Source organism: Carboxylicivirga litoralis (assembly GCF_025499605.1).
In the GTDB taxonomy this organism is placed as follows: Bacteria; Bacteroidota; Bacteroidia; order Bacteroidales; family Marinilabiliaceae; genus Carboxylicivirga; species Carboxylicivirga litoralis.
In genome coordinates this window covers 15,776-41,106 of sequence record NZ_JAFMVC010000015.1, presented here as the reverse complement: position 1 = coordinate 41,106, position 25,331 = coordinate 15,776, and the positions used below count along the sequence as shown (strand labels likewise).

The following is a 25,331-nucleotide window of genomic DNA, read 5'->3' as shown; positions in this document are numbered from 1 at the left end:
CAAATTAAAAATCAAGATTAACACCAAATGTGATGGTTTTAGCAATTGGTGCAGCACCGCGCTGATAACCGCCCATCAAAGGATTACTATCATCGGTTACCCCTTCCGGATTAAAGCTGGTATAATCGTCAGCCATCAGGTAAATTAAGTTTTGTCCCGACACATATAAACGTGCTTTTGACAAGCCCACTCTTGAAATCCAGCTTTTCGGCAGCGCGTATCCAAGGTTAATGGTACGTAAGGTCACATATGATGCATCCTGCACAAACTTATCGGTGTAGATGCGTTCAACCACTTTATCAGCATCAGGGAAATCTGAGGTATAATCCATGTTACCGGCAAACTGGTTATTGATGTACTGCGGATCCATATTACGAACTTTTCCTCCGTGTGAACCCTGGAATGTAAATGAAAAATCGATGTTTTTCACTTTAAAATTATTGGTTACACCCCAAACCACAGTAGGATATGGTGAACCTAAAATAGCACGATCATCCTCATCTATGAATCCATCGCCATTCAAGTCTTTCACATATACATCCTGACTTTCAGCATTAATCGGATAGTTTGGATTCTTGATATATTCCTGCGGGATGTCCTTTTCATACACATAACCATAGTATGATGAAATAGGATAACCTACTAAAGCAATGTATTCGGCCGGACGCTTCGAGTCAATATAATTGATTTCTCCACTGGCATCGGCATAATCCACCAACTCGTTTTCATTTAAAGTGAGGTTGGCACTTGCATCCCATTTAATAAGTGAATTGTTGAGTATTAACCCATCAACGGCTAATTCTACCCCTCTGTTACGCACCTCGCCAATATTAACAGTGGCCGATTCGAAACCTGTAACACCTGGCATTGGCTGCTCCAAGAGCAAGTCAACACTGTTACGCTCATAAACATCCACATTAAAGTTTAAGCGGTTGTTCCATAAGCCCAAGCTAACAGCCAGGTTAATTTCCTCACTCTGCTCCCAACCTAAATTAGGGTTGGCAATATTCATAGGGTTGAAGCCTGTTACCTTGCTACCATCAATGACTGCTGTTGTTGGCTGAAGATTTGAAAGGTACTGGTATAAGTTAATACCGTTTTTATTACCGGTTAAACCATAACTAGCCGACAACTTTAAGTTCGAAATTAACTCACTACTACTTAAGAAATCTTCTTCAGACACTCGCCATCCAAAAGAACCCGCCGGGAAGAAACCATATCGTGTGTCTTCACCAAAACGTGATGAACCATCCCAACGTGCACTAAACGATGCCAGGTATTTACCTTTATAAGCATAGTTCATACGGCTGATGATAGAATGAAGTGTTTCACTAGTTTCAAACGTCTCAGCCTGCGACTTAACAGATGCGGCGTTAATGGTTTTAATGTAGTCGAACTCATAACCGGTTCCCTGCATATCTGAATATTTATTTTCCCACTTTTCAAAAGCGAAACCTGCCACAGCACTCACTTCATGGTCACCCAATGTGCGGTTGTACGAGAAAATATTCTCATTAACCGTTTTCTTATAGATATCCACATCGTTGGCCGAGTACATAGCAGAAGATCCGTTACGGTGAGCCTCAGAACCCTGGAATTCTACATCTTGCTTAACACGATAATTTAGTGCTAATGACGTTTTAAAGTTTAAGCCTTTGGCCAGCTTAAATTTCAAGTACGAGTTGGTTGATAAACGGAAGTCATACAAACGCTCATCGCGCTCCACCACTTTGGCATATGGATTGGCATTGGATGTGGTACTGATATCAACATCACTGCCATTGCCATAAAAATCATAGTTATCGAAATGGCGCTCGAAAGTATAATCACCCACCTGCACATCAGGATACTTATTGCGGTCGACATACTGAATGGTGTGCTCTGTATGACGAATAGGCAACCATGGCGACTGACGTACTGCATCGTGAATACCAATCGGAAAATCGCGCTTCTCTGAATAGGTTGGAGCAATGCGGGTACCAACGGTTAACCAGTCATTTACTTTAGCATCCACTTTGGCCAACAGGTTTACCTTCTGGAATTCATCTGTCAACAACACACCTTCATCATCCAGGTAACCGCCCGATATATAATACTTTACGTTCTCGCTTCCACCTCGTGCACTTAATGAATAGTTCTGCACCATTCCGCCATCGAACATCACATCGCGCCAATCGGTTTCAGTACCGAGCTCATTAATGTATTTCATTCGGTCAGTTAACTCACCGCCATTGTTCGCTTTTACTACTTCATTCCATTCAGAAACCGTTGCAAAAGTATCTTCATATTTAGGTGTGTAACGAATACCAGCATACGAGTTCACAGAAAATACAGTTTTTCCCTCTTTACCAGATTTGGTTGTAATCATGATAACACCATTTCCACCACGAGAACCATAGATGGCTGCTGAAGCAGCATCTTTCAACACTTCAATGGACTCAACATCGTTCATGTTCACTTCTGAGAAGTCGGCTACGACACCATCAACAACAATAAGCGGACTGGCATCGGCCGAAATAGAACCAACACCACGTACGCGAATAGTTGGCTCACTACCGGCCGTACCATCGGTAGTTTGAATAGTTACACCCGACACTTTACCAACCAACGCTTCACTGGCTTGTGATACAGCAACCTGGTCTAATCCTTCGTTTTTAACTTTGGCAATCGCCCCGGTCAGGTGACTCTTCTTTTGCACACCATAACCTACAACCACCACCTCATCTAAATCGGCAGCATCCGTTGCTAATACTGCATCAATGGTAGTTTGTGTTCCAACTGTTATTTCTTGATTTGAATAACCAATAAATGAGAAGATTACTATACTGTTTTCATCAGCTACAGTAAGGCTGTAATTACCATTGACATCGGTAATAGTACCATTGGTGGTACCTTTTTCTACTATGTTGGCTCCAATAATTGGCGAGCCATCTGTTGCATCGGTTACATTACCTGTTACGACAACCTGAGCCAATAACTGGGTACAAAAACCGGCAACCATTAATATGGATAATAGGATTTTCCTTTTCATCGTTAATTTTTTTTCATCGATAAAGGGCGTTATTTCAACACTTTACAAGTTACAACTCTTATCGACTATTAGAAAAAATAGATTTTTATTAGCTTTGCATAAACACAATACGGGCTCTTAACAACCTTTAAGTTCCACGTTATTAGGTTGCTCTTGAGCATCTTCCAAGAAAATTGTATTGTTGTTAATAGTGCGTGCAAGCGCACTATTTTTTTTTTATCCAGAGTCTGAAATCATAGTTTAATTTTTATAGTTTGGATTTACTGAAGTTAAGCACATCCTTTAAGTGGACTGACATATGAAGATCAGCTGCTGCTGCATCCTGATTTTTAATCGCTTCCAAAATCATGTGATGTTCGTTCACTGTCTTTTCGAACTTTGAATCGTCACACACATTCTCTCGACGATAGATACTCAAGATGTCTGGTAAGATAATTAACATCATTGTTTTAATAACCGAATTATGGCCCGCTTCGGCTATTTTTAAATGAAATGTAAAATCCTCATTTTCAGCAGGCACTCCTGTCTTAACTTTTTTCTCGTATGCATCTAAAGCATACTTCAATTTCTCAAGATCTTCACCGGTACGACGCATGGCAGCCTGCTGCACCGAGAATTTCTCCATCATAACCCTTGTTTCAACCAAAGAAAAGAAATCTGGCTTCTCAATTTTCATAACGTTTGAGAGCAAACCTTCCATAGCTGCAATATCCACCCCATTAATCACCACCCCACTTTGAGGTAGAGTATTCAAAATACCCAAAAACTCCAATTTTTTGATGGCATCACGGATGTAAGTTCTTCCAACACCCAATTTTTCGGATAGCTTTCGTTCAGATGGCAACTTATCACCTGGTTTTAAATACCCTGCTACAATCAATCCTCTTATCTGACGAATTATCTTATCTACAGGTGTTTCTACTTCTATTGCTTTGAAATTTTCTAATAATTCCATTGTTTGTTCTTTTTAAATCTGCCTTTCCAATAACTGGTCTACCAAAACTACTCAAAATCCACCGCTCCTACAACCAGTTTAATACAATAGAATTCAAGCTTCATTATTACATTATCGCACAGGAGTAATATTGAAGCCTGTATATCGTGCTTCGTATCCTAAGTAATCACCTCTCACAATAATGTTTTCCACTCCTGTAGTAGCAAAATCGAATGACTGTAATACATACGCTGAGGAACTATAATCGAATGGTGCATCGGGTCCACCAACTCTGGCAATTAAAGTTGAAGCCTCAAGATTGTTTTCGTCATAACCTTCAGCATCATAAACAGAGATTTGCGCATATGGATAGTCTTTCTTAACATACAACCAAAAAGATAATCGATAAGGCGCATCTTTAAACACGCGAATTTGTTGCCAAAAGTTTTTGCCATCCGCATCTAACTTCATACCTTGAGTTCCTTCAAGAGCGCCTTCCAAATCACCAACATTACTACCTGTTGATGTCGAGTAGTAGCCTTCCCACGCTTTGTTTGTCACCCATGGATCCAGAAATTCGGCATCTTGCGGAACTACTTCTTTCGCGTAAGAATTTAAAACCGCACCACTTTTCTTAACAACCAACTTCACTTGATAATACCCCCCAATAGCATAGGTATGTACAGGGTTTTCTTCAGTACTAGTTACTCCATCACCAAAATCCCATTCAAAAGCATCGCCATTACGGTCATTGTTATTAAACTGAACTGTTCCGAAGTCAACATCAGAAGTTGTAAACTCAAGGTATGGCACACTAACATTTTTCTCAAACGTCGACTCCAACCCATTATTATCAGTCACTTTTAATGCAACCATGTAAACACCTTCTGTCATATAAATATGTGCATCGGGAGATTGAAGGTCGCTGGTTGTACCATCGCCAAAATCCCATGCAAAACTGGTGGCCGACACTGTTTTATTGGTAAAACTTACCTCCATGTCGTTGACTAGTACCGAAAAATCTGCCTCGGGGGCACTGTTTTCTTTGTACAAATAGGTTACATCATCTCCACAAGCACTCAACATGCCTGCTATTGCTCCGACCATCAGAAGCAATTTTGAACGTTGTAACCATTTCCTCTTGATAATTTTCATAACTCTAGAATTTATAATTGATTTAATGGTTTTAATTAGATAATTGTTGAGAGTCGATATATAGCAACTTACAACTCTGTATATACTTGTTGGCCGATTGGAAAACGCCCAGATACAAGCCATTAGTATTCGTTTTAAATGAAACCTCATCCATTAAATGCCCTTTTTTTAATAGTTTACCGTTAACATCACTTATCAAATATGAAACTGGTAAGTATTCCATATTAATAATCTGAAATAAGTAATGACCATTCAAGCGGCACACCTTCACCATATCTTTCACCTGCTGAACTCGCGCAATACTTGTTTCCTCATTCTGCCCTGAGTATGGCCCAACATCTTCTTTGCTTAATGGATGCCACTCCGTATTCACTTCGCCATTATCACAACCAATTGTTTTGTTGACAGAACGCTGATTTTGTTCTAAATCCAATTCTACATAACTATATTCTCCAACAGCATTGTTTAACAAACTACTACCTGGTGACGGACGCCACATATAATTCACATGCTCTAAACCTGGATTCTGATAATTAACGCCTGCCCCTATTGGCTCGTCATTAGCATCGGCATTAATAATATTTCCTTCCCAAATCATATTAATCGGCTCATCTTCGATGGTAATATTTTTGCTTCCCGATGTTTTATCCATCACATTATTAGCAAATACACAATCTTGAGGAGCTAAAGTTTTTTCATCATCCTTTCCTGCTCCAACAATCAATGGCATATTGCAATTAATAATCGTATTAAATGCCACAATAGCATCTTTAACCTGGAAGTATCGATTCAATGGAGAATCTGGGACACCATTCATAATGCAAATAGCTGAACGGTAATCATCTCCATTTAAGTGCTCGAAATAATTATTAAACACCTTATGGCGTTCACCAATAATTCGAACTCCTCCCGATGCTTTATCTTCACCAATAAAATAATTACCATATACTTCACAATCATTACCATGACGCAGAGTTAAGCAACCTTCATTATTACGAAATGTATTGTATCGGTAGGTATTAAAACACGATTTATTGGAAATAATTTCAATTTCGCCATCACATTCTTCAAACAAATTATACTCCACAATGGCACGTGATTCTTTCATGCTATTGCTACTGGTGCCAATGCGAATGGTTTCGCCTCCATTATATCCTAAATCAGGACGAGCACCAAAGTAATTGTGGTCAATTTGAGTATAGTTTGGTTCATCAGTAATCCAGACAACAAGTGTTGTTCCAGAGTGTGTTTTACCTTCGAAATGACAATGATCTATTCGATTATTTGTACCATAAACAGAAACCCATTTATAATCGTTATCTTTATTTGACGGGTTATAATTAATGATTGATGTATTGGTTAATCGACAATTGTGCGATAACTCAGATGAATTCTTCCTAAACTCAACCACGGCATCATTTCCGCGGTGCCCATCTTCAAAGCGTAAACCATCCACCGTTAAATACTCACCACAAATCACTAATTGCGAGGTCCCGGTTAGGACAGTGGCGTTTTTAGTTTCCACTGTTAAAACAATATTCTGATTTTTGGTTCCGGTTCCTTTAAATACTAACTCTTCATTGGTCCAGGTTCCGGCAGTGAGTTTAATTGTGTCACCCGGCAATAAAACTGGAGTAACTGAGCTTAATTCTGATGCAGACTTAACAATGTAGTTTCCAGCAAAAACGCCAGTAGGAAAAGACAATATAATAAACAATAGCATCAGGTGCACAATAGTCGAATTAACAATTATTCGAATTGTTCGACCTTTCTTCTTATTATTTAAAACTCTTTTCATAAAACGTTAGCTCTTTTAATAGCAGTTAGCAGTATTCTCTTGCAATTTGGACTCCCAAGCATCTGCTCTACCACCCTTCTGGTCGACCAATTTATAGACTATATTTTTCCTAAACAAATTTTAACATGAAAAATTCAAATGACACATTTCTATATTCACCTGTTTTAAGGCCACAAAGACCTTATTTCACATAAAATACATGGACTTATTTAGAATGAATATTAATATAATTAGCGAGATTTAAATTGGTCGACCAATTTAGAGGTGATTTTATATCTTCAGCTTTTTTACAATTTCACCTAGGATTGCATCACGAAATACGACCCAACAAAAAGTAAATAGAAATCAGAAAGCGAAAAACGAATTATTTTAATGCCCTTAATGTATTATTCAACCCGTAATTCTTCAACTTCTGACAAAACCCGAACAAATGAATCGTCAAACTTACCCAATTTCATAATCTGAGTTCTCCTAAGTTTAGCAGCCTTATAGCCAACAAACGCTCCATAGATATATCTTGTGTAACCATCTTTACACTTAATAACCTGGATATCGTCAACATCAAGCCCTTTTAGGTAAAGCGATGCAAACAGAGGCATACGTTTTAAAGCCAATACCTGAATGGTATAAAATGGCGCTTTTTCTATCACCTTTATTTCTTCTTCAATAGCTGCCACAGCAGCCTCGTTTTGCTCTTCGAGTGTCCGGTTTCTGATTAAGAGCTTAAGCGGAGGTGTCATTTTAATTTCTTCAAAAGATAGAATATTCTCCCTAGTTTTATAGACCATCTCAGGAGCAACAGCTAATTGTGATTCTTCCACTTTTTCTTCACCAACCATTTCTTCAATGGTATATTCATGACCTGTTTCTAAAAACATGGTATATTTTCCACTCTTCCCATCCGGACGGTAATCACCAATCAATCGTTTGTCAGTCATGCGCGTCACCATAATGCGTACTGTACCTTTGCCCAGATTATTAGGATCAACCTGCCCTTCAATCACAGCCAACTCACCTTCAAAAGCCGAATCAAATTCTACTCTATAAATATCAGATCCTCCATAATTATCATTAAATCGAGCCGAGGCATAATAGGCATGGCTTTTATCCAGGGTTGGCAAAAAGAAAAAGTCATCATCGGGTGTGTTAATCGGATAACCAAGGTTAACCGGCAACGTCCATGTGCTATCAGGATTCATTTGAGTGTAGAATACATCCATGCGCCCCATTGAATTATGCCCTTCCGATGCAAAATAAAGCGTCCGCCCATCTGGATGTATCATTGATGTTTCTTCATCAAAAGGCGTATTAACGGATGGTCCCAGGTTACGCGCCTCTCCCCAGTGTCCACGTGCATCCTTCTTACACATATAAATATCGATACCTCCATACCCACCATCTCTATCACTGGTAAAAAACAAGGTACTTCTATCACTTGACAAAGACGCATGTGTTTCACTAGCACCAGTATTAATAGGATAAGGTAGCTTGACAGGCTCTGACCATTCATTATTCTCGAAATAACTCACGTAAATACTTTTCCCCTGATTATCGTTTCGATAAATAAACAAGCTATTTCCATCGGCCGATAAAGACAAACCAGATTCATGCTCTTGATTCTTAAAAAATACATTTAACAAACCTGCTTTTTCCCAACCTGAACTATCATGCACCGTAGAATAAACTTTTTCGGGATATTGGCCATCGACTAAAATTGGCAGACGCCCTTCCTTTCTTCGCGAAGTAAATAACAAAAGGTCCTCGTACACATTCACTAAGGGACTATGATCGTCATAACGACTATTCACCTGCGCTCCTAAATTTGTAATAGTTAACTGAATTGGATTAGCCAGAAATACCTTTGCATTTTCACAATTTTGTATTTCCTGCTCTATCTCGTCTCTGAACTCTTTATCCTCCAATAACACACGGGCTTCAAGTTCCTTATAAACCAATAAGGCAGAATCGGGCTGCAATGAAACCTGGTATGCTTTACCCAAAGCCATAAAAAAATCTTGCCCCAAAGTTTGCGACTGTTCATCTGCAGATAATTGAGACATCCCTTTTTGCAAGATGACAACTGCAGAGTCTGCACCAATATTGGTATTTAAATAACACAAGCCAAGTTGCAAATATGCCTCTACAAAAGATGGCGATTTCCTGACAATATCCTTAAAAGCAATAATCGCTTTGTCATAGTCGTCAGATTCAGCATAATTTAATGCTTTAAAAAATGCTTTGCTTTCTTGTCTTTCATTTCTCTTTTGCTGCGCCACTGCGGCTATACCAATAAGAAATACGAAAACTAAAAGAACTAATCTTTTACAATCACTTATCATATAGATATCCCAATCTCGATTCCGGGTACAAAATAAGTCAAATTTTACTAAATCCCTCTAAATCAACCCTAATAATGTTAATTTTTGTTTACTCGCATTTTAACAAACAAAACGACATTCCTTTATCACATTGTCTAACTGCACATTAAAGCAAAAAACAACACCAACTTATTTTTCGACCAAAACACAGGAATCTCATTTAGCTATCGTCTAAAGCAATAGTGTTAAACAAAGAATGATGAACAAATGCGAAATAAATTAGTTATAGTTACGTTGATAATATTGAGTTTTACCGCCTGCAATTTAACAGGACAACGACATCGAATGCCAACGGCAAAAGACTTGGCAAAACGCCAAACTGAAATGATGACAAAGAGTTTAGACTTAAATGATCAGCAACAAAACTCGGTTAGTACCATTAATCTTAAGTATGCTGAAGAATTTCAAAATTTAAGAGAAGAGGCAGGCGGAGATAGAGAAAAAATGCGTACATTGAGAAATGATTTAGTGAACAAAAAAAACGAAGAGCTCGCAAAAGTATTAAGCGAAGAGCAATTTGAAAGATATAAAGAGCTCGAAGAAGAACGAGCAAAAGAAATGAGAAATGGGCCCAGAGGTGAAAGAGGCGAAAGATAGCCCACGTTTTTTCATAATTGGTAAAAGTTTTGGTTTGAGAGACCTGCAATTCAAAGGAGTTGCAGGTTTTTTTATGCGAATATGGTTGGTAATATAAAAACGTAAAGGCATTATCAAAAATAATCCATTGAAAAACCGTATTTTCGCCTGTTGATTGAAGTTGATAGAATATTGAATAGAAGATAACAGATTGAGGAAAGAATAACATGGATTCTACACGACAAAAAAAGATATCGCGCTTACTGCAAAAAGAAATTAGCGAAATATTTCAGCGCGAAATGCGACAAGTGAGCCTGGGCACAATGGTGTCGGTGACCGTTGTTCGTATCTCACCTGATTTAGGACAAGCTAAAGCTTACCTTAGTATTTTTCCAACCGGAAACATTGAAGAGGTAATGAAAGAAATCAACGAACAAACTTCACAAATACGGTTTGCTCTTGGCAAAAGGGTTGGTAAGCAAATGCGCATCATCCCCGAATTGAGGTTTTATGTGGATGACAGCCTCGACTACCTTGATAACATTGATCGCCTGTTAAAAGATTAAGCATGCAATACGATCCTATCAAACGCTCCTTGGGTAAGGTTTTTAATCAAACACCTGCACTCCGAATTTTCTTTTATCGCCTGCTCGATTTGCTTTTGTTGCGGGCATGGTACATACGCCGTGAACTAAGAAGCATCGCCCGCCAGAAAAAGGAATCCATCCAGGTATTGGATGCAGGCAGCGGATTTGGCCAATACGACTATTACATGTCATCATTGGGTAAAAAATGGAACATTACGGGTGTTGATGTTAAAGAAGAACAAATTGCCGATTGCAATCAGTTTTTTGATAAAATAAACCGAAGCAATCGGGTTCAATTTGAGTATGCCGACCTGACTAAATTCGTGCGCAAAAATACTTACGATCTTATCCTTTCGGTGGATGTTATGGAGCACATATTAGAAGACGAGTTGGTATTTACCAACTTCCACCAATCGATGAAAGATGGTGCACACTTAATTATTTCCACACCTTCTGACCAGGGTGGTTCCGACACCCATCATCATCACGAAGAAGAAGGGGTCCATGGCTTTATTGACGAGCATGTGCGCGATGGCTATAATGCTGAAGATATCAGAAAAAAGCTGAGTGATGCCGGGTTTAACAACATTAAAACATCCTACACCTACGGAAAAGCAGGTAGCATTTCATGGCGTTTATCCATGAAATTTCCGATTCAGGCCCTTAACGCAACTAAGCTTTTTTTTGTAGTACTGCCTTTCTACTATATACTTACATATCCAATTGCGTATATATTAAATTGGGTAGATATCAGTCGAAAACACAAAACAGGAACCGGACTCATGGTAGTCGCTCAAAAATAATTGCATGCAACTAGCCTTTGAAATAGCCCGACGCTATTTATACGCCAAAAAGTCGCAAAATATTATCAATATCATTTCCATGATATCGGTTTTTGGTGTATTAACAGGCAGCATGGCATTGGTTATTGTTTTATCCGTTTTTAATGGACTCAGCAGTTTTATGGGCGACTTATACACCGCCTTCGACCCGGATTTTAAATTGGTACCTACATCAGGTAAAGTCATCTCTGCCGACTCTATCAACTACGAGCAACTTAAGCAAAATGATGACATTCTGTTTATTTCAGAAGTATTAGAACATCAGGCTTTGTTAAAGTTCAGAACACGTAAAATGCCAGGTGTTGTTTACGGCGTTGACCATAACTTTAACAAGGTTAGCAATATCGATTCCATCATTATTGATGGTAAATACGAACTGAAATACAAATCGGAATTCAGGGGCGTTATTGGAAAGCAATTGGCCGATCAACTGGCCATCCGCTTAAACTTCGTCACGCCATTGTCGATGTATGTGCCCAAACGCAAAGGCAACATCAACATGATGGCACCGCAAAATGCTTTTAGGCAAGAATACCTGAGTCCGTCGGGCTTCTTTGCCGTTTACCAGGAGGAATACGATGGACAGTATTTGATTGTTGACATTGCCCAGGCACGACGCCTGCTTCAATACGATGACAAAACCTTTTCGTCTCTGGCTATAAAAGTAAAAGAAGGTACTGATTTGATGAGTGCTGAAAAAAATATTCAAGCTATTGTAGGTACAAAGTTGAATGTCCTCAATCAGCAAGAGCAGCATGCCGAGTTTTACAAAGTCATGAAAGTTGAGAAGCTATTCTCCTATTTAATTCTCAGCTTCATCATTGCCATTGCTGCCTTCAATATTGTTGCCAACCTGGCCATGCTCATCTTCGAAAAGAAAGAAAGCATTTTTACATTAAAAAGTATGGGTGCCGACCAAAAGCTTATCACCCGCATTTTTATGATGGAAGGTTGGTTAATATCGGTTGTTGGCATACTGGCCGGCACATTTCTTGGTGTTATCATTGTTCTTATTCAACAACATTTTGGCATTATAAAATTTATGGGCGACGGCCATTACCTGACGGATGCTTACCCAATTGCCCTTGAATGGCTTGATGTATTGGTCGTCATTATTACCGTGTCAATCATTAGTGCTTTGGCAGCCTGGTATCCGGTACGCGTCATCGTTAACAAATACTATTCGGCTTCTGATATTGGATAATGCTCGTATTTATTGCCTATCAGTTTTAATGCATCAGAAATACCAGTTACCGTTTTTTCGCGCAGCAGCTGAATACGCAACGGCCTGATACCTGGCAGATTTTTAAAAGGAATGGCCAAATGACGACGCGCATGCAAAATACCGCGTCGCTCACCAATCATTTGGCACGATTTCCTGACAATATCATCCATCAGCTCAGCTTGTTGTTTTACTGTCAATGGAGGTAACAACTCCCCTGTGTGCAGATAATGCTTGATTTCTCTAAATATCCAAGGCCTGCCGATAGATGCTCTCCCAACCATTAAAGCATCAACCCCATAATTATCAAGAAAGAACCTGGCTTTTTCAGGACTATCTACATCGCCGTTACCGATAATGGGAATGGTCATTCGCGGATTTTCTTTTACTTTTCCAATTAAAGTCCAATCGGCAGTGCCATTGTACATCTGTTCACGCGTTCGTCCATGAATACAAAGTGCCTGAACACCGGCATCCTGCAATTGCTCTGCAACCGTTTCAATCACCAGCGAATCACTGTCCCATCCCAATCGCGTTTTAGCAGTCACCGGCACATCAACCGCTTTCACCACGGCTTTTGTAATGTCCAGCATTTTAGGAATATCTAATAACAAACCAGATCCGCTGCCTTTCCCTGCGATTTTCTTCACCGGGCACCCAAAGTTCAAATCGATTACATCAGGATTTGATTCAGCAGCCATCTCTGCTGCCGCTACCATTTTATCCACATCTTTACCGTAAATCTGAATCCCCACAGGTCGTTCCTCATTAACCAGTTCCAACTTGCGTAGCGAACGATTAACATTTCGAACTAAAGCATCAGCGGAAACAAATTCGGTATACATCATATCGGCTCCCTGTTCTTTACAAAACACCCGAAACGACGGATCTGTCACATCTTCCATGGGAGCCAACAACAAGGGCTTCTCTCCTAAATCAAGCTGTCCAATCTTCACTGAATATCCTTTTGCAAATTTGGTGCAAAGATAAATTTTTACCCCACACTCACACCAAAACTGTTAATAACTCGGTTAATAACTTTCTGGAGTATTATTATTTATGGCACTTTAAATTTTCATAATTTGTATTTGAATTCATCCAACAGACAACATTTTAAAGTATTACCAAGGAAAGTAAGTGAATAAATTCATTATCATAGCAATCGTTAGTGTCTCGTTATTTAGCTGTAAAAAGCAGGAGCAAGAACCAAATTCTACTATCAACACAAGCATTAGTAGTGAGGACTCACTAATGATTGACCAGCTCATTATTCAATCGAAAGAAACGTACGACAATAACGCTCTCCCATTTGACAATTACTTAAAAGAAGCTGAAGACATGGCCATTAAGAGCAATAACGCTGGCCAGTTATTTTACATCTATACACTTGTTGGTCAACGCCTCAGAAACAAATCGTATTATGCTGAAGCCATGATGATGCTACAAAAAGCACTTCAAATTGCTGAAGAATCACAAAACAAACAATTCAGAACCAATGCCTATAACCAGATTGGCGTCATCTATCGTCGCATCGACGAAAACCCACAAGCGCTTGACATGCACATGAAAGCACTGCAACTGGCAGAAGAAATCAATGACTCGCTAAGCTTAAGTAAGGCCATCAATGGCATGGGCAATGTAAGCATTGCTATGGAACGCTACCACTCGGCCATTGAATACTTCCGACGTGGACTCCTGATTTCGAAGCAGATGAATAATACCTTAGGCATGGCCATCAATACCAATAACATTGGTGAAGCTTTTTTAAAGCTCAATCAGCTGGATTCGGCCATGCATTATTATTTCAGATCCCTGGAGTATAATACACAAATCAATAGTCGTGTTGGCCAATCGATTTGCTACAATAGCATAGGAAGCGCTTACATTGAAAAACAACAAAACCGGCTGGCTTTAGATTACCTGCTGAAAGCACTGGAGATTAATCTTGAGATAGAAGATCGCATGCTTACTTCTGTCAGCTACACACAGATTGGAAAAACCTATCTGAACGACAACCTACCAGATCAGGCGATTGTGTTCCTTGATAAAGGTCTCAACACAGCCATGGAAATCGGTTCAAAATACACGGCTGAAGAAGCAGCCGCATTACTTTCCGAAGCCTATGAACAAAAACAGTTTTACAGTCGATCTCTTGAGTATTATAAACTGGCAACCGCATTCAAAGACAGCATACTAAATGAGAAGAATATTTTCCATATGGCGTCTATTGAGGCCAAATACAATAACACCTTACAAAAACTGCAGATTGACGAGTTAAATAAAGAAGCTTTATTACAAAAAACACTCTTATCGAAGCAACGTTCGCTTCTGGCCACAGTTGTTGTATTGGCTATCGTATTAATAATGATTGTTGTACTTATTATTATCCAGGGAAGATTAAGAAGTCGTTTTAAAAACCTGCGTTTTCAGCAACGATTGCTCCGCTCACAGATGAATCCGCACTTTATTTTTAATGCTTTAAGTGCCATACAGGTTTTTATTTTGGAAAATGACATGGATAAATCAAGTCGTTTTTTAGCGCACTTTTCCAAATTAATGCGCCACGTATTAAGAAGTAGTAATTATGAGTTTATTCCCATTCATGAAGAAATTGAGATGCTGCAATACTATCTTAAAATTCAGCAACTACGTTTTTCGCCACCATTTTCATACGAAATAATTCAAAGTGAAGAAATAAAGAATAATAAAGTTGTTATTCCACCTATGCTTATTCAACCCTTTGTTGAAAATGCCATTGAACATGGACTTAAACCACTTGGTGAAGGTGGAAACCTAATCATCAGAATACTAAAAAATGGTGACGAAATGGCGCTTGAAGTTGAAGACAACGGACTCGGCATTGACTATCACGATCAGCTTAGTAATAGTGAAAAGAAGCATGAATCGATGGCCATTAAAATAACCCAGGAACGCTTAAACATCCTCAGCAAGGACACTAATAAACGAACTCACCTGGAGGTTTTTGACAAAAAACGAAAAGACCCATTTGAAAGAGGAACCATTGCCCGCCTCATTCTACCTTTAACCATGCAAGAAACGCCCAAATCTACCCTGCGATGAAAAAGATAAATGCAATAATAATCGAAGATGATAATTTCAACATTCTGGCGGTTAGCAAGATCATTGAAAAACACTTCCCTGAGATAACAATTGTTGATACAGCTTCCCGGGTTAATGAATCTGTTGATAAAATAAGATTCCACCAACCCGATCTACTGTTAATGGATATTCATTTAACTGATGGTACTTCATTTGATGTCATCAGACAATGCCGTGAGCAAAATTTCAAAATCGTCTTTATGTCGGCCTATCACGAATATGTGATAAAAGCCGTTCAATACGCCGCTGTTGATTTTGTTTTTAAGCCCTTTGATATTAATGACATGGTGGTTGCTATTGACAAAGCCATTGATCAACTGCAGGATGATAATTACCAACTTAAAATAGAAACCCTCTTTAATAACGTCGAGCAAAACCAAAATCAAATTATATTACAGGGACGAGACAAACTTAGAGCCTGCAACGTGGATGAAATAGCCTGGGGCAAGGCCATTCAGGGCGGAGCCAACTTTTACATGCTCGACAACAGTTACTTCTTCGTTACTAAACCATTACGACGCTACGAAGCCATGTTGTCTGATTTTACCTTCTTCAGATGCCATCCCCATTATCTGATCAACCTCAACCATGTGACGGAACTCAAATCCGATGTCCAACGACTCAAAATGCGCACCGGCGATGAAGTCATTTATGAAAACCGCCGTTTCCATCAGCTAACAGAGCTGCTCGAACACAATAAAGAATACGCATAAGCGTTCTAAATAACATCCTCTCTGAAAAAAATCCACCATAACTATAACTTTTTCAGCTTTAATAAGTAATAGTTACTGAGTGTTTAAAATTTGGGAAATCAATAATTAAGGATGTTAGAATGTTGCGTGGGATCATTGTGCTTTGCTGTATAGCATTGTGGTGGAATAATTTACAAGCTCAGGTAGATCAAACCTGGAGATATTATTATCCGGAATTCAAAGAGAATGCCGAGAACAACTTGTATTTCAGACTTGAAAACAACAACTTCGTTAAAAACAACGAGTACTTTGGTGATTACATAGAAGGCTTCACCATGATGGGTTACACTGCACAACCCTCGTTAGTTTATTATGCCGGTTCACGATTAAGGGTTAAGGCCGGAATTCATGTGATTCAGTTTAGCGGCATGAATGAATTTACCGAAGTATTGCCTACTTTTTCGATTCATACGAAATTAACGGACAAGCTCGACCTTATTATGGGAGGTCTTCAAGGCGATGTTCACCACAAACTTATTGAACCAATATTTAATCCTGAAAACCAATACACACGTCCCATCGAAAACGGCTTTCAATTTATATACACAGCCAATAAGCTTTGGCTTGATGCCTGGGTCGACTGGGAGCAATTTATCTTCCTAGGCGATGACAAACCCGAAAAGTTCACAGCAGGATTGAGCACCGAATATTCGTTTACAAAAACCGAAAGTGATTTTCAAGTATCTATCCCCAGCCAGATGGTCGCCACTCATTTGGGCGGTCAAATCAGCAACTATTCAGAAAGGATGCAATCGCTGGCCAACCTGGTAACCGGACTAAAATTAGACTACAAAGTTGGCGACGGCTTTATAAAAGACATTGGTTTTGCCACCTATTTTGCAACTTATCACGATTTAACAGGCCAATCGGGCTGGGACTTTACATACGGCGATGCCATATATCCTGTTGCTGAAGTTAATTATAAGTACGGCACATTCATGGCTGGTTATTGGAAAGCTCATAACTTCCTGTCGCCTAAAGGTAGTTCACTATTCCAGTCAACTTCCAATTACAAGGAAGGATATTATTCGCCAGACCGTAATTTAGTAACGGCTAAATTAAGCTTTGCACGAACCTTTATGAAACAAATTAAATTTAGCGCTATGGTAGAAACTTATTACGATGTTCCTGCCAGCCAGTTTGATTATTCATATGGTATCAACTTAGTGTTTACGCCCAACTTCTTTATCTCGAAGGTCAAATTCGATTAAGGCTCTTTAAGGATAAAACGCCATTCTTTCAATAGCCATTCATCAGACGCGTACTCAATACCAATTCTTGGAGTCGTTGCATACTCATATATGGGGTGATTACGGTTTTCTTCAACCCAAATACGATTTGAATTAATCAGTGATTCGCCGTAAAAGCTTTTATCCAATTGTAATTCGCGCCCTAGCCTGCCAGGACCTTCAACTTCTTTGACACCACGAATTAATACAGCTTGCGGATTATCCTTTTCTCCTGCAACAAAGTTCAACAGCCAATACATTCCATATATAAGGTATACATACACATTGCCTCCTGAATGATACATTATTTCTGTACGAGGCGTTCGTCCTTTATGGGCATGGCAAGCAACATCCTCTTCCCCACGATATGCCTCTACCTCTGATATTACATATTTTCGCCTGATACCGTTCTCATGTTGTCGCACAAGCACTTTCCCAAGTAGCTCGGGAGCTACCGTTAAAACATCGCGTGTGTAAAATGATTGAGCTAAGCGCTTAGTAGATCGTTCTGTCATCATAATCCATCCACATTACAAATGCTTTTTGTGCTTCTTCAGACAACAGCGGAGTTGCTATAACGTTCCTATCTTGTGGTTGGCTCATTAGTTCATCATAGAAAAAGGCATCATCGAAATTTATTCTGGCAGCATCCTGTTTAGTATTGCCATAATAGATACGACTAATCCTGGCCCAGTAAATAGCTGCCAGACACATAGGACATGGCTCACACGACGAATAAATAACACAACCTGATAAATTAAAACTATTTAAAGCCTTCGCCGCTTCACGAATAGCATTCACCTCTGCATGAGCTGTTGGGTCATTATCTCGGGTAACTCGATTAACACCCCTTGCTATTATTTCATTATTTCGCACTACTACTGCACCGAAAGGGCCGCCACCTGTTTTAATATTTTCACACGATAGCCTGATGGCCTCTTTCATAAATTCTTTATGTTTGTTTTCAGATTCCATTCTTCTTCAGTTTACCTTTTATAATTTCAAAGAATTATTTGATTCTGACAAACTTCATCGCTTTTTTAATCAAATAATTAGCACAATAAAAATAAAAGCAGTAATTTTGCGGCCGATTATTATCCGAGCCGAAAGGTATATGCGTCTGTTTCAAGGTAGTTGGGGTGGGACCTAATTATTAAGAAGTGGATGTTTTTTGCCTTTGCAAACTGTTAATTAATAAGTCGAATTTTAAAAAGGAAGACTGTGGATACGTTAAGTTACAAAACGATTTCAGCCAACAAAGCGACTGCCAACAAAGAGTGGGTTGTGGTAGATGCTGCTGATATGGTATTAGGTCGTTTGGCTACAAAAGTTGCTAAACTACTTAGAGGTAAGTATAAGCCAAATTATACACCTCACGTGGATTGCGGAGATAACGTGATTATCTTAAACGCAGACAAAATTAAAATGACCGGAAACAAGTGGGACCAGCGTTTATTTTTCTACCATAGTGGGTACCCAGGAGGACGTCGCGACGTGACTCCAGCGGAAATGTTCGCTAAAAAGCCGGAGAGATTAGTTGAAAGAGCTATCAAAGGTATGTTACCTAAAAACCGTCTTGGACGTCAGCTTTTCAGAAACTTATATGTTTATACTGGAACTGAACACCAGCACGAAGCTCAACAACCTAAAGTAATTGATATTAACGCCATTAAATAATTATTATGGAAGTAATTAATGCTATTGGTAGAAGAAAAGAAGCAGTTGCTCGTATTTACCTGAGCGAAGGAAGTGGTAACATTACCATTAACAAGCGCGAATTAGCGCAGTATTTCCCAGCTGCTACATTACAATACATTGTAAAACAACCTTTAAACACCATTGGTGTTGCTGACAACTACGACATTAAAGTAAACCTTTATGGTGGTGGTTTCAAGGGACAGGCTGAAGCAGTTCGCTTAGCTATTGCCCGTGCACTTGTAAAAATTGATGCTGAAAGCAAGCCGGCTCTTAAGGCTGAAGGTTTCATGACGCGTGACTCACGTGTTGTTGAACGTAAGAAGCCAGGTCGTCCTAAAGCACGTAAGAGATTCCAGTTCTCTAAACGTTAATATTTATCAGGTGTGTTTAGTATCTAAATCTTTAAGACTTCTCAACTTATTATTGGGGAACTACTTGAAGATTGGTTTAAACAGAAAGTAAACAACTTTAAAAAAATTAAAATGCCAAGAGTTAATTTCGAGGAATTATTGGAAGCAGGTGTACATTTTGGTCACCTGAAAAGAAAGTGGAACCCAGCCATGGCGCCATACATTTTCATGGAGCGCAATGGAATCCACATTTTAGACCTTCACAAAACTGCTGTGAAGATTGACGAAGCTGCTGCTGCACTTAAACAGGTTGCAAAATCGGGTCGGAAAGTGTTGTTCGTAGCCACTAAGAAGCAAGCTAAAGAAATCATCGCTGACAAAGTTGGTGGTGTCAACATGCCTTATGTAACTGAGCGTTGGCCAGGTGGTATGTTAACCAACTTCCCCACTATTCGTAAAGCGGTGAAGAAGATGACTTCTATTGATAAGATGATGGCTGACCCAAGCCAGTGGAAAAACTTATCAAAGCGTGAGCGTCTTCAAATTACTCGTCAGCGTGCAAAGCTTGACAAGACTTTAGGTTCTATTGCTGACTTAACTCGTCTTCCTGCAGCCATGTTCGTTATTGACGTAATGAAAGAACACATTGCTGTTAAAGAAGCTATCCGTTTGAACATTCCCGTGTTTGGTATCGTTGATACTAACTCTGATCCATCAAACATCGACTATGTAATTCCAGCTAACGATGACGCTACTAAGTCTATCGAGTTGATTACTGAGGTGATGACGAAAGCGATTCAGGAAGGATTAAACGAGCGCAAAGTAGAGAAGGACAACGAAGGATCGAAAGAAAAGAAAGCTCGCGCTAAAAAAGCTGAGCCTGCAAAGGAAGCAGCTAAAAAAGAAGCTCCTGCAGCTGAGAAGCCAGCAGAAGAAACTTCATCTGAAGAAGCTTCAAAAGAGTAATTCGATTATTTTTGTCTAACAACTTTAAAAAAATATATCATGGCTATTACTGCTGCTGACGTAAGCAAACTAAGAAAAAGTACCGGTGCCGGTATGATGGATTGTAAAAAGGCTCTAACAGAAGCTGAAGGCGATTTCGATAAAGCGGTTGATATCATCCGTAAAAAAGGTCAGGCTATTGCTAACAAGCGTGCCGACCGCGAAGCAACTGAAGGTGTTGTTTTAGCTAAAGTGACTGCTGACAAGAAAAGAGGTGCGTTAATCGTATTAAACTGCGAGACTGACTTCGTTGCTAAAAACGAAAGCTATGTTGACTTCGCAATGTCAATTCTTGATTTAGCTGTTGCTGAAAATCCAGCTGACTTAGAAGCTTTAAAAGCGTTAGAATTAAACGGTCGTCCAGTATCTGAAGTAGTTGCTGAGCAGAGTGGTGTAATTGGTGAGAAGCTTGATTTAGCTGCTTACGAAACTATTTCTTCTGATTCAGTTATTGCTTACATCCACGCTGGTAACAAATTAGCTACTTTGGTTGGTTTCAACCAGGAAGGTATTGATGAGCAAGTTGCTAAAGACGTAGCTATGCAAACTGCGGCTATGGCTCCTGTGGCTGTTGACGCTGATAGCGTACCTGCTGACATCAAAGAAAAAGAGCTTGAAATTGGTAAAGAAAAAGCTCGCGAGGAAGGCAAACCAGAAGCAATGTTGGAAAAGATTGCTATGGGTCGCTTAAACAAATTCTTCAAAGAAAGCACTTTGATGGAGCAAGCGTTTGTGAAAGACAACAAAATGACTATTAAGCAGTACCTTGACGGTGCTAGCAAAGGTTTGAAAGCTGTTGAATTCAAGCGTTACTCATTAAGCTAGTAGATATCTACTTTATATAGAAAAGGGAGCATGTTGCTCCCTTTTTTTGTACCTATAAATTGCTCACTTCTCTCATAAATGAACAACCCACCCTTAAGCCACCTGCTCAAATACTGCATCGGAGACAAAACAAAATTCCATCTTCATTCCATCAAAACTCCTCCATACTTTATTCAATCAACATTGAACAAACATCGAAGGAACTATGACTAAAATATGAGTTATCTACGGAAAGAAGAATAATAGACTATCTTATTGAACCGAGGAGCGACTGGTGTAGCATTTACGACTAGTACCGGAATTTTTATCTAATCCGTCGTTCTTCACAATCGCCACAAAGATGGTATCGTTTTAATATAGCCCTAACTTTTGTTCGTGCTCCATTCTCGTTCGGAAAGTCGATATAATAAAAAACGCTCCCCAATCTATTGAGAAGCGTTTAATCTGTTGTCTCACCAGGATTCGAACCCGGACTAACTGGACCAAAACCAGTTGTGCTACCATTACACCATGAGACAAGCAAGACAAAAATAAACCTCCCTTATTTCAGGAGGTTAAGTCGTTGTCTCACCAGGATTCGAACCCGGACTAACTGGACCAAAACCAGTTGTGCTACCATTACACCATGAGACAATTCCCATGCTTTTATTTCAAAAGCGATGCAAAGATAGAGAGTTTTTCTTTCAATGCAAGAAATTTTTCTAAAAATATTGAGCTACGCTTGTTACACCGTCAGTTTCAGCTTATTTAATTACAGAATTCATTTTCTCTATTTATTCCTCATTATTACATTGCTTCATTCACGCTTATAATGCCTTTATCTATTACAGATAAAAACTATCTTTAAAGACTAAACAGACACAACACAATATGACTGCTTTGAAAAAAATCAACCTGGCAATTGGCTGGACACTCTTCCTCCTTTCAACCCTTTTATATTGGAGCACCATGGCTCCTACTGTTAGCTTATGGGATTGCGGCGAGTTTATTGCCTGCATGGCCAAAATGGAAGTGGGTCACCCACCGGGAGCTCCTTTCTATTTGTTGTTAGGGAGATTGTTTAATCTTTTTGCGATCGATGCTTCGCACATTGCCTACACGGCCAACTTATTATCTGTATTTGCATCGGCAGCAACAGTCATGTTACTATACTTTTCGGCCGAACATATTTTACATCGAATTTTTGAACAGTATACCACATCAATCAAGACATACATACTCATTGTTGCTCCAAGTGCTATTGGCGCACTGGCTTTTGCTGTTTCTGACACTTTCTGGTTTTCAGCCGTTGAAGCTGAAGTTTACGCATTATCCGTATTTTTTACCGCTTTATGCTTTTGGCTCTTTCTAAAATGGGAAGATGCCTATAAACAGACCGGCTCGGGTATCAAATGGCTTATCCTGATAGCCTACTTAACCGGTCTATCTGTTGGTGTTCACTTGCTTAATCTTTTAATTATCCCCGTTCTAATCCTGATCGTTTTATTGCGCGATAAACCTTTTAGCTGGAAATTACTCGGGCAAGCCCTCCTCATTGGCGGTGGCATATTAGGTATTTTACTTTTTGGCGTCATCCAAAATGGCTTATGGCTGGCCGGCAAACTGGAGATTATGCTGGTAAATGGCATGGGGCTACCACTCAACTCAGGCTTGTTACTTTTTGCCCTTCTTATTTTTGGCGGACTATTTTTTATCACATTCAGAACACGTAGCAACAACAACTGGCAGCACATGGCAGCTGTTATATCACTCGTCTTTTTAATCGGCTACTCTTCCTATGCGATGATTATTATTCGCGCCGATGCCAATACACCAATTAACCTGAATGACCCGTCGGATGTATTTTCACTGGACAGTTTCTTAAACCGGGAGCAATATGCGCAAAACCCATTGATTTACGGTCAGTATTACAACACTGAAACAGGCGAATTACTTTACAAACAGTCTTACAGAAGAGCTGGCAACAAATACGAGACATACAAGAAAACAGATAAATACGACTATGACGATGCAGGCAGCGGTTTCTTTCCTCGTATGCACAGCAGTAATCCAACACATAAGTATGGCTATCAGCAATGGGCTGGTGCAAACCCTAACAGCACCGAAAAACCATCGTTTATGACCAACCTGAGGTTTTTCTTTAACTACCAGATTAACCACATGTACATTCGCTATTTTATGTGGAATTTCTCGGGCAGGCAAAATGATGAACAAAGCCATGGTGAAATGCATAAAGGCAACTGGATTACAGGCATTCCGTTTTTAGACAGGCACACCGAAGGCCAACAGCTTCACAGCCTAAGCATCAACAACCCTTCGCGAAATACTTATTTTATGCTGCCTTTTATCATTGGCTTACTGGGAATGCTATACCTGTACCAATCAGGCAATAAAGGGAAAAAGTATTTAGCTGTTACGGCACTATTATTCCTGATGACAGGTCCGGTGATTATACTGTACCTGAACCAAACCCCATTTGAACCTCGCGAGCGCGACTATGCCTTTGTAGGCTCTTTTTATGCTTATGCCATCTTTATTGCACTTGGAGCCTTCGCAATTGCCCGGTTCATTTATGAGAAATCAAATAGCTTTTTATCGACGGCACTTGCTTTACTATTAGTCACCATGGCTGTTCCGGCCTTAATGCTAAGCCAGAACTACAACGACCACAACCGTTCAGGGCGCGAATTTGCATTGAAGCAGGCCCGCAGCTACCTGAACTCATGTGAACCCAACGCTATTTTATTCACCTATGGCGATAATGACACTTATCCCCTCTGGTATGTGCAGGAAGTGGAAGGATTCAGAACAGATATCCGCGTGATTAACTATGGACTGATGGGAGCCGATTGGTGCGTACAGCAACTCGAAGTAGCTGTCAACAAAACCAAAGGCATTGACCTGAGCATTTCGCAGAAGCGCTATCAAACAGGTGACCTGGACTATGCCCTGCTGTTAGAGCAAAGTGAGGAATATGCGCCATTACAAAATGTGGTTCAATTTATAGGCAGTAACAAGGAAACATCAAAACTACCTATGCAAAACGGCATGAAGGTTGATTTTTCACCAGTTAATCGCTTTACATTACCATACAATGATACAGATACCCTCAAGTGGCAATGTACCAAACGCGTTTTGTACAAAAACGACATTGCACTGCTTGACATACTGGCCACCAACAATTGGGAACGTCCTGTATATTTTACCATTGGTGCCGATCCTGAAATATTCCTTGGACTTCAAAAACACCTGCGGTATGATGGATTGGTTTATAAACTGATGCCGTATGCTCAAGACCATGACTCGCCTATATTTATGGAAACAGAGCCTTTGCTCGACATCTTTATCAACAAGATTGATCTTGGAGAAGCTTCTTCCAGTTATTACGATCACTATTGTCGTCGCACCTTTGATGTGATAAAATACCGGCAGATAGGCAATTTGCTGGCGGCCGACTTACTGGAACAAAACCGCAAAGAGGAAGCAAAACAAGTGGTTGAGAAAAGCCTGACTGAACTTCCCATTGAAACAGCACCAGATATCAATGGCAATCTTCCTCTAGTCCATTTAGCTTATGAGTGCGGCCTTCATACAGAGGCCAGCTACCTGGCCAATATTCTGTTGCAGCGCCATTTAAATAATTTACTTTGGTATGCATCGCTAGGCAGAAAAGAGCAACAACAATCGGCCAGCACTTTCCAACAGGAAGTAGAAAAAGGACAATTGGTGAAGATGGTTCTCAACACCATTAAAAACCCGGCTATGGATGATCAATTAAGAATCGTGTATCAACAACTAGGCTTGGAAATTTAACGATAAATTATTTCTT

Annotated in this window: 20 protein-coding genes and 2 tRNA genes; 12 read left to right on the top strand and 10 right to left on the bottom strand. The window is 39.7% G+C overall.

The genetic code is table 11. The features are described from left to right. Positions 1-4: 4 nt before the first annotated feature. The 5 genes from J1N10_RS14055 to J1N10_RS14035 form a co-directional block, all read right to left on the bottom strand. Complete coding sequence (locus J1N10_RS14055; RefSeq protein ID WP_262327356.1) at positions 5-3,031, bottom strand: SusC/RagA family TonB-linked outer membrane protein; 3,027 nt, start codon at positions 3,029-3,031, stop codon at positions 5-7. A gap of 247 nt (positions 3,032-3,278) precedes the next feature. Continuing rightward, the gene (locus J1N10_RS14050) at positions 3,279-3,986 is read right to left on the bottom strand and encodes a FadR/GntR family transcriptional regulator (protein ID WP_262327355.1); all 708 of its coding nucleotides are present in this window, start codon (positions 3,984-3,986) and stop codon (positions 3,279-3,281) included. Positions 3,987-4,097: 111 nt separating this feature from the next. Further along, positions 4,098-5,120, bottom strand: a complete 1,023-nt coding sequence (locus J1N10_RS14045) for a PKD domain-containing protein (protein WP_262327354.1) — start codon at positions 5,118-5,120, stop codon at positions 4,098-4,100. A 31-nt stretch (positions 5,121-5,151) separates the two neighbouring features. After that, positions 5,152-6,918 carry a polysaccharide lyase 6 family protein gene (locus J1N10_RS14040; RefSeq protein ID WP_262327353.1) on the bottom strand — a complete coding sequence of 589 codons (1,767 nt, stop codon included), beginning with the start codon at positions 6,916-6,918 and terminating at the stop codon, positions 5,152-5,154. 386 nt (positions 6,919-7,304) lie between these two features. Continuing rightward, a complete protein-coding gene (locus J1N10_RS14035) occupies positions 7,305-9,257 on the bottom strand; it encodes a hypothetical protein (protein ID WP_262327352.1) in 1,953 nt (650 codons plus the stop codon). Positions 9,258-9,503: 246 nt separating this feature from the next. On the opposite strand from J1N10_RS14035, the gene J1N10_RS14030 reads away from it, so the two are divergent. The 4 genes from J1N10_RS14030 to J1N10_RS14015 all read left to right on the top strand — a co-directional run bounded on the left by J1N10_RS14030 (position 9,504) and on the right by J1N10_RS14015 (position 12,505). After that, positions 9,504-9,893, top strand: a complete 390-nt coding sequence (locus J1N10_RS14030) for a hypothetical protein (protein ID WP_262327351.1) — start codon at positions 9,504-9,506, stop codon at positions 9,891-9,893. A gap of 206 nt (positions 9,894-10,099) precedes the next feature. Next, a complete protein-coding gene (gene rbfA / locus J1N10_RS14025; protein ID WP_262327350.1) occupies positions 10,100-10,438 on the top strand; it encodes a 30S ribosome-binding factor RbfA in 339 nt (112 codons plus the stop codon). 2 nt (positions 10,439-10,440) lie between these two features. Next, positions 10,441-11,262 (top strand): class I SAM-dependent methyltransferase, encoded by an 822-nt coding sequence (locus tag J1N10_RS14020; RefSeq protein WP_262327349.1) that lies wholly within the window; start codon positions 10,441-10,443, stop codon positions 11,260-11,262. A gap of 4 nt (positions 11,263-11,266) precedes the next feature. Further along, complete coding sequence (locus J1N10_RS14015; RefSeq protein WP_262327348.1) at positions 11,267-12,505, top strand: FtsX-like permease family protein; 1,239 nt, start codon at positions 11,267-11,269, stop codon at positions 12,503-12,505. Here the strand turns inward: J1N10_RS14015 and dusB are convergent. After that, a complete protein-coding gene (gene dusB, locus J1N10_RS14010; protein ID WP_262327347.1) occupies positions 12,481-13,479 on the bottom strand; it encodes a tRNA dihydrouridine synthase DusB in 999 nt (332 codons plus the stop codon). The two genes, J1N10_RS14015 and dusB, sit on opposite strands and share 25 nt — an antisense overlap. 181 nt (positions 13,480-13,660) lie before the next feature. Here dusB and J1N10_RS14005 point away from each other — a divergent pair, with 181 nt between their 5' ends. From J1N10_RS14005 to J1N10_RS13995, 3 genes are all read left to right on the top strand, one after another. Beyond that, positions 13,661-15,604, top strand: a complete 1,944-nt coding sequence (locus J1N10_RS14005; protein ID WP_262327346.1) for a histidine kinase — start codon at positions 13,661-13,663, stop codon at positions 15,602-15,604. Beyond that, positions 15,601-16,356 (top strand): LytR/AlgR family response regulator transcription factor, encoded by a 756-nt coding sequence (locus J1N10_RS14000; RefSeq protein ID WP_262327345.1) that lies wholly within the window; start codon positions 15,601-15,603, stop codon positions 16,354-16,356. The genes J1N10_RS14005 and J1N10_RS14000 overlap by 4 nt, the downstream gene beginning before the upstream one ends. Positions 16,357-16,475: 119 nt before the next feature. Next, positions 16,476-17,606 (top strand): hypothetical protein, encoded by a 1,131-nt coding sequence (locus tag J1N10_RS13995; protein ID WP_262327344.1) that lies wholly within the window; start codon positions 16,476-16,478, stop codon positions 17,604-17,606. On the opposite strand, the gene J1N10_RS13990 is transcribed toward J1N10_RS13995, so the two are convergent. Together J1N10_RS13990 and J1N10_RS13985 are read right to left on the bottom strand one after the other, a co-directional pair. Further along, entirely contained in the window at positions 17,603-18,142 is a 540-nt protein-coding gene (locus J1N10_RS13990; protein ID WP_262327343.1) for a DNA-3-methyladenine glycosylase, read from the bottom strand. The two genes, J1N10_RS13995 and J1N10_RS13990, sit on opposite strands and share 4 nt — an antisense overlap. Continuing rightward, entirely contained in the window at positions 18,120-18,599 is a 480-nt protein-coding gene (locus J1N10_RS13985; RefSeq protein ID WP_262327342.1) for a nucleoside deaminase, read from the bottom strand. Before J1N10_RS13985 ends, J1N10_RS13990 begins: the two co-directional genes overlap by 23 nt. Positions 18,600-18,845: 246 nt before the next feature. Between J1N10_RS13985 and rplM the strand changes: the two genes are divergently transcribed. From rplM to tsf, 4 genes are all read left to right on the top strand, one after another. Then, a complete protein-coding gene (rplM, locus tag J1N10_RS13980; protein WP_262327341.1) occupies positions 18,846-19,301 on the top strand; it encodes a 50S ribosomal protein L13 in 456 nt (151 codons plus the stop codon). 5 nt (positions 19,302-19,306) lie between these two features. Next, positions 19,307-19,693 (top strand): 30S ribosomal protein S9, encoded by a 387-nt coding sequence (gene rpsI / locus J1N10_RS13975; RefSeq protein ID WP_262327340.1) that lies wholly within the window; start codon positions 19,307-19,309, stop codon positions 19,691-19,693. A gap of 111 nt (positions 19,694-19,804) precedes the next feature. Beyond that, a complete protein-coding gene (gene rpsB, locus J1N10_RS13970) occupies positions 19,805-20,638 on the top strand; it encodes a 30S ribosomal protein S2 (protein ID WP_262327339.1) in 834 nt (277 codons plus the stop codon). A gap of 39 nt (positions 20,639-20,677) precedes the next feature. Then, entirely contained in the window at positions 20,678-21,502 is an 825-nt protein-coding gene (gene tsf, locus J1N10_RS13965) for a translation elongation factor Ts (protein ID WP_262327338.1), read from the top strand. 447 nt (positions 21,503-21,949) lie between these two features. Here tsf and J1N10_RS13960 read toward each other — a convergent pair. Both J1N10_RS13960 and J1N10_RS13955 read right to left on the bottom strand, forming a co-directional pair. Next, positions 21,950-22,020: transfer RNA gene (locus J1N10_RS13960), tRNA-Gln, on the bottom strand. Between the two features lie 44 nt (positions 22,021-22,064). Further along, positions 22,065-22,135, bottom strand: a tRNA-Gln gene (locus J1N10_RS13955). 237 nt (positions 22,136-22,372) lie between these two features. Here J1N10_RS13955 and J1N10_RS13950 point away from each other — a divergent pair. After that, complete coding sequence (locus tag J1N10_RS13950) at positions 22,373-25,315, top strand: glycosyltransferase family 117 protein (protein ID WP_262327337.1); 2,943 nt, start codon at positions 22,373-22,375, stop codon at positions 25,313-25,315. The last annotated feature ends 16 nt before the right edge of the window (positions 25,316-25,331 follow it).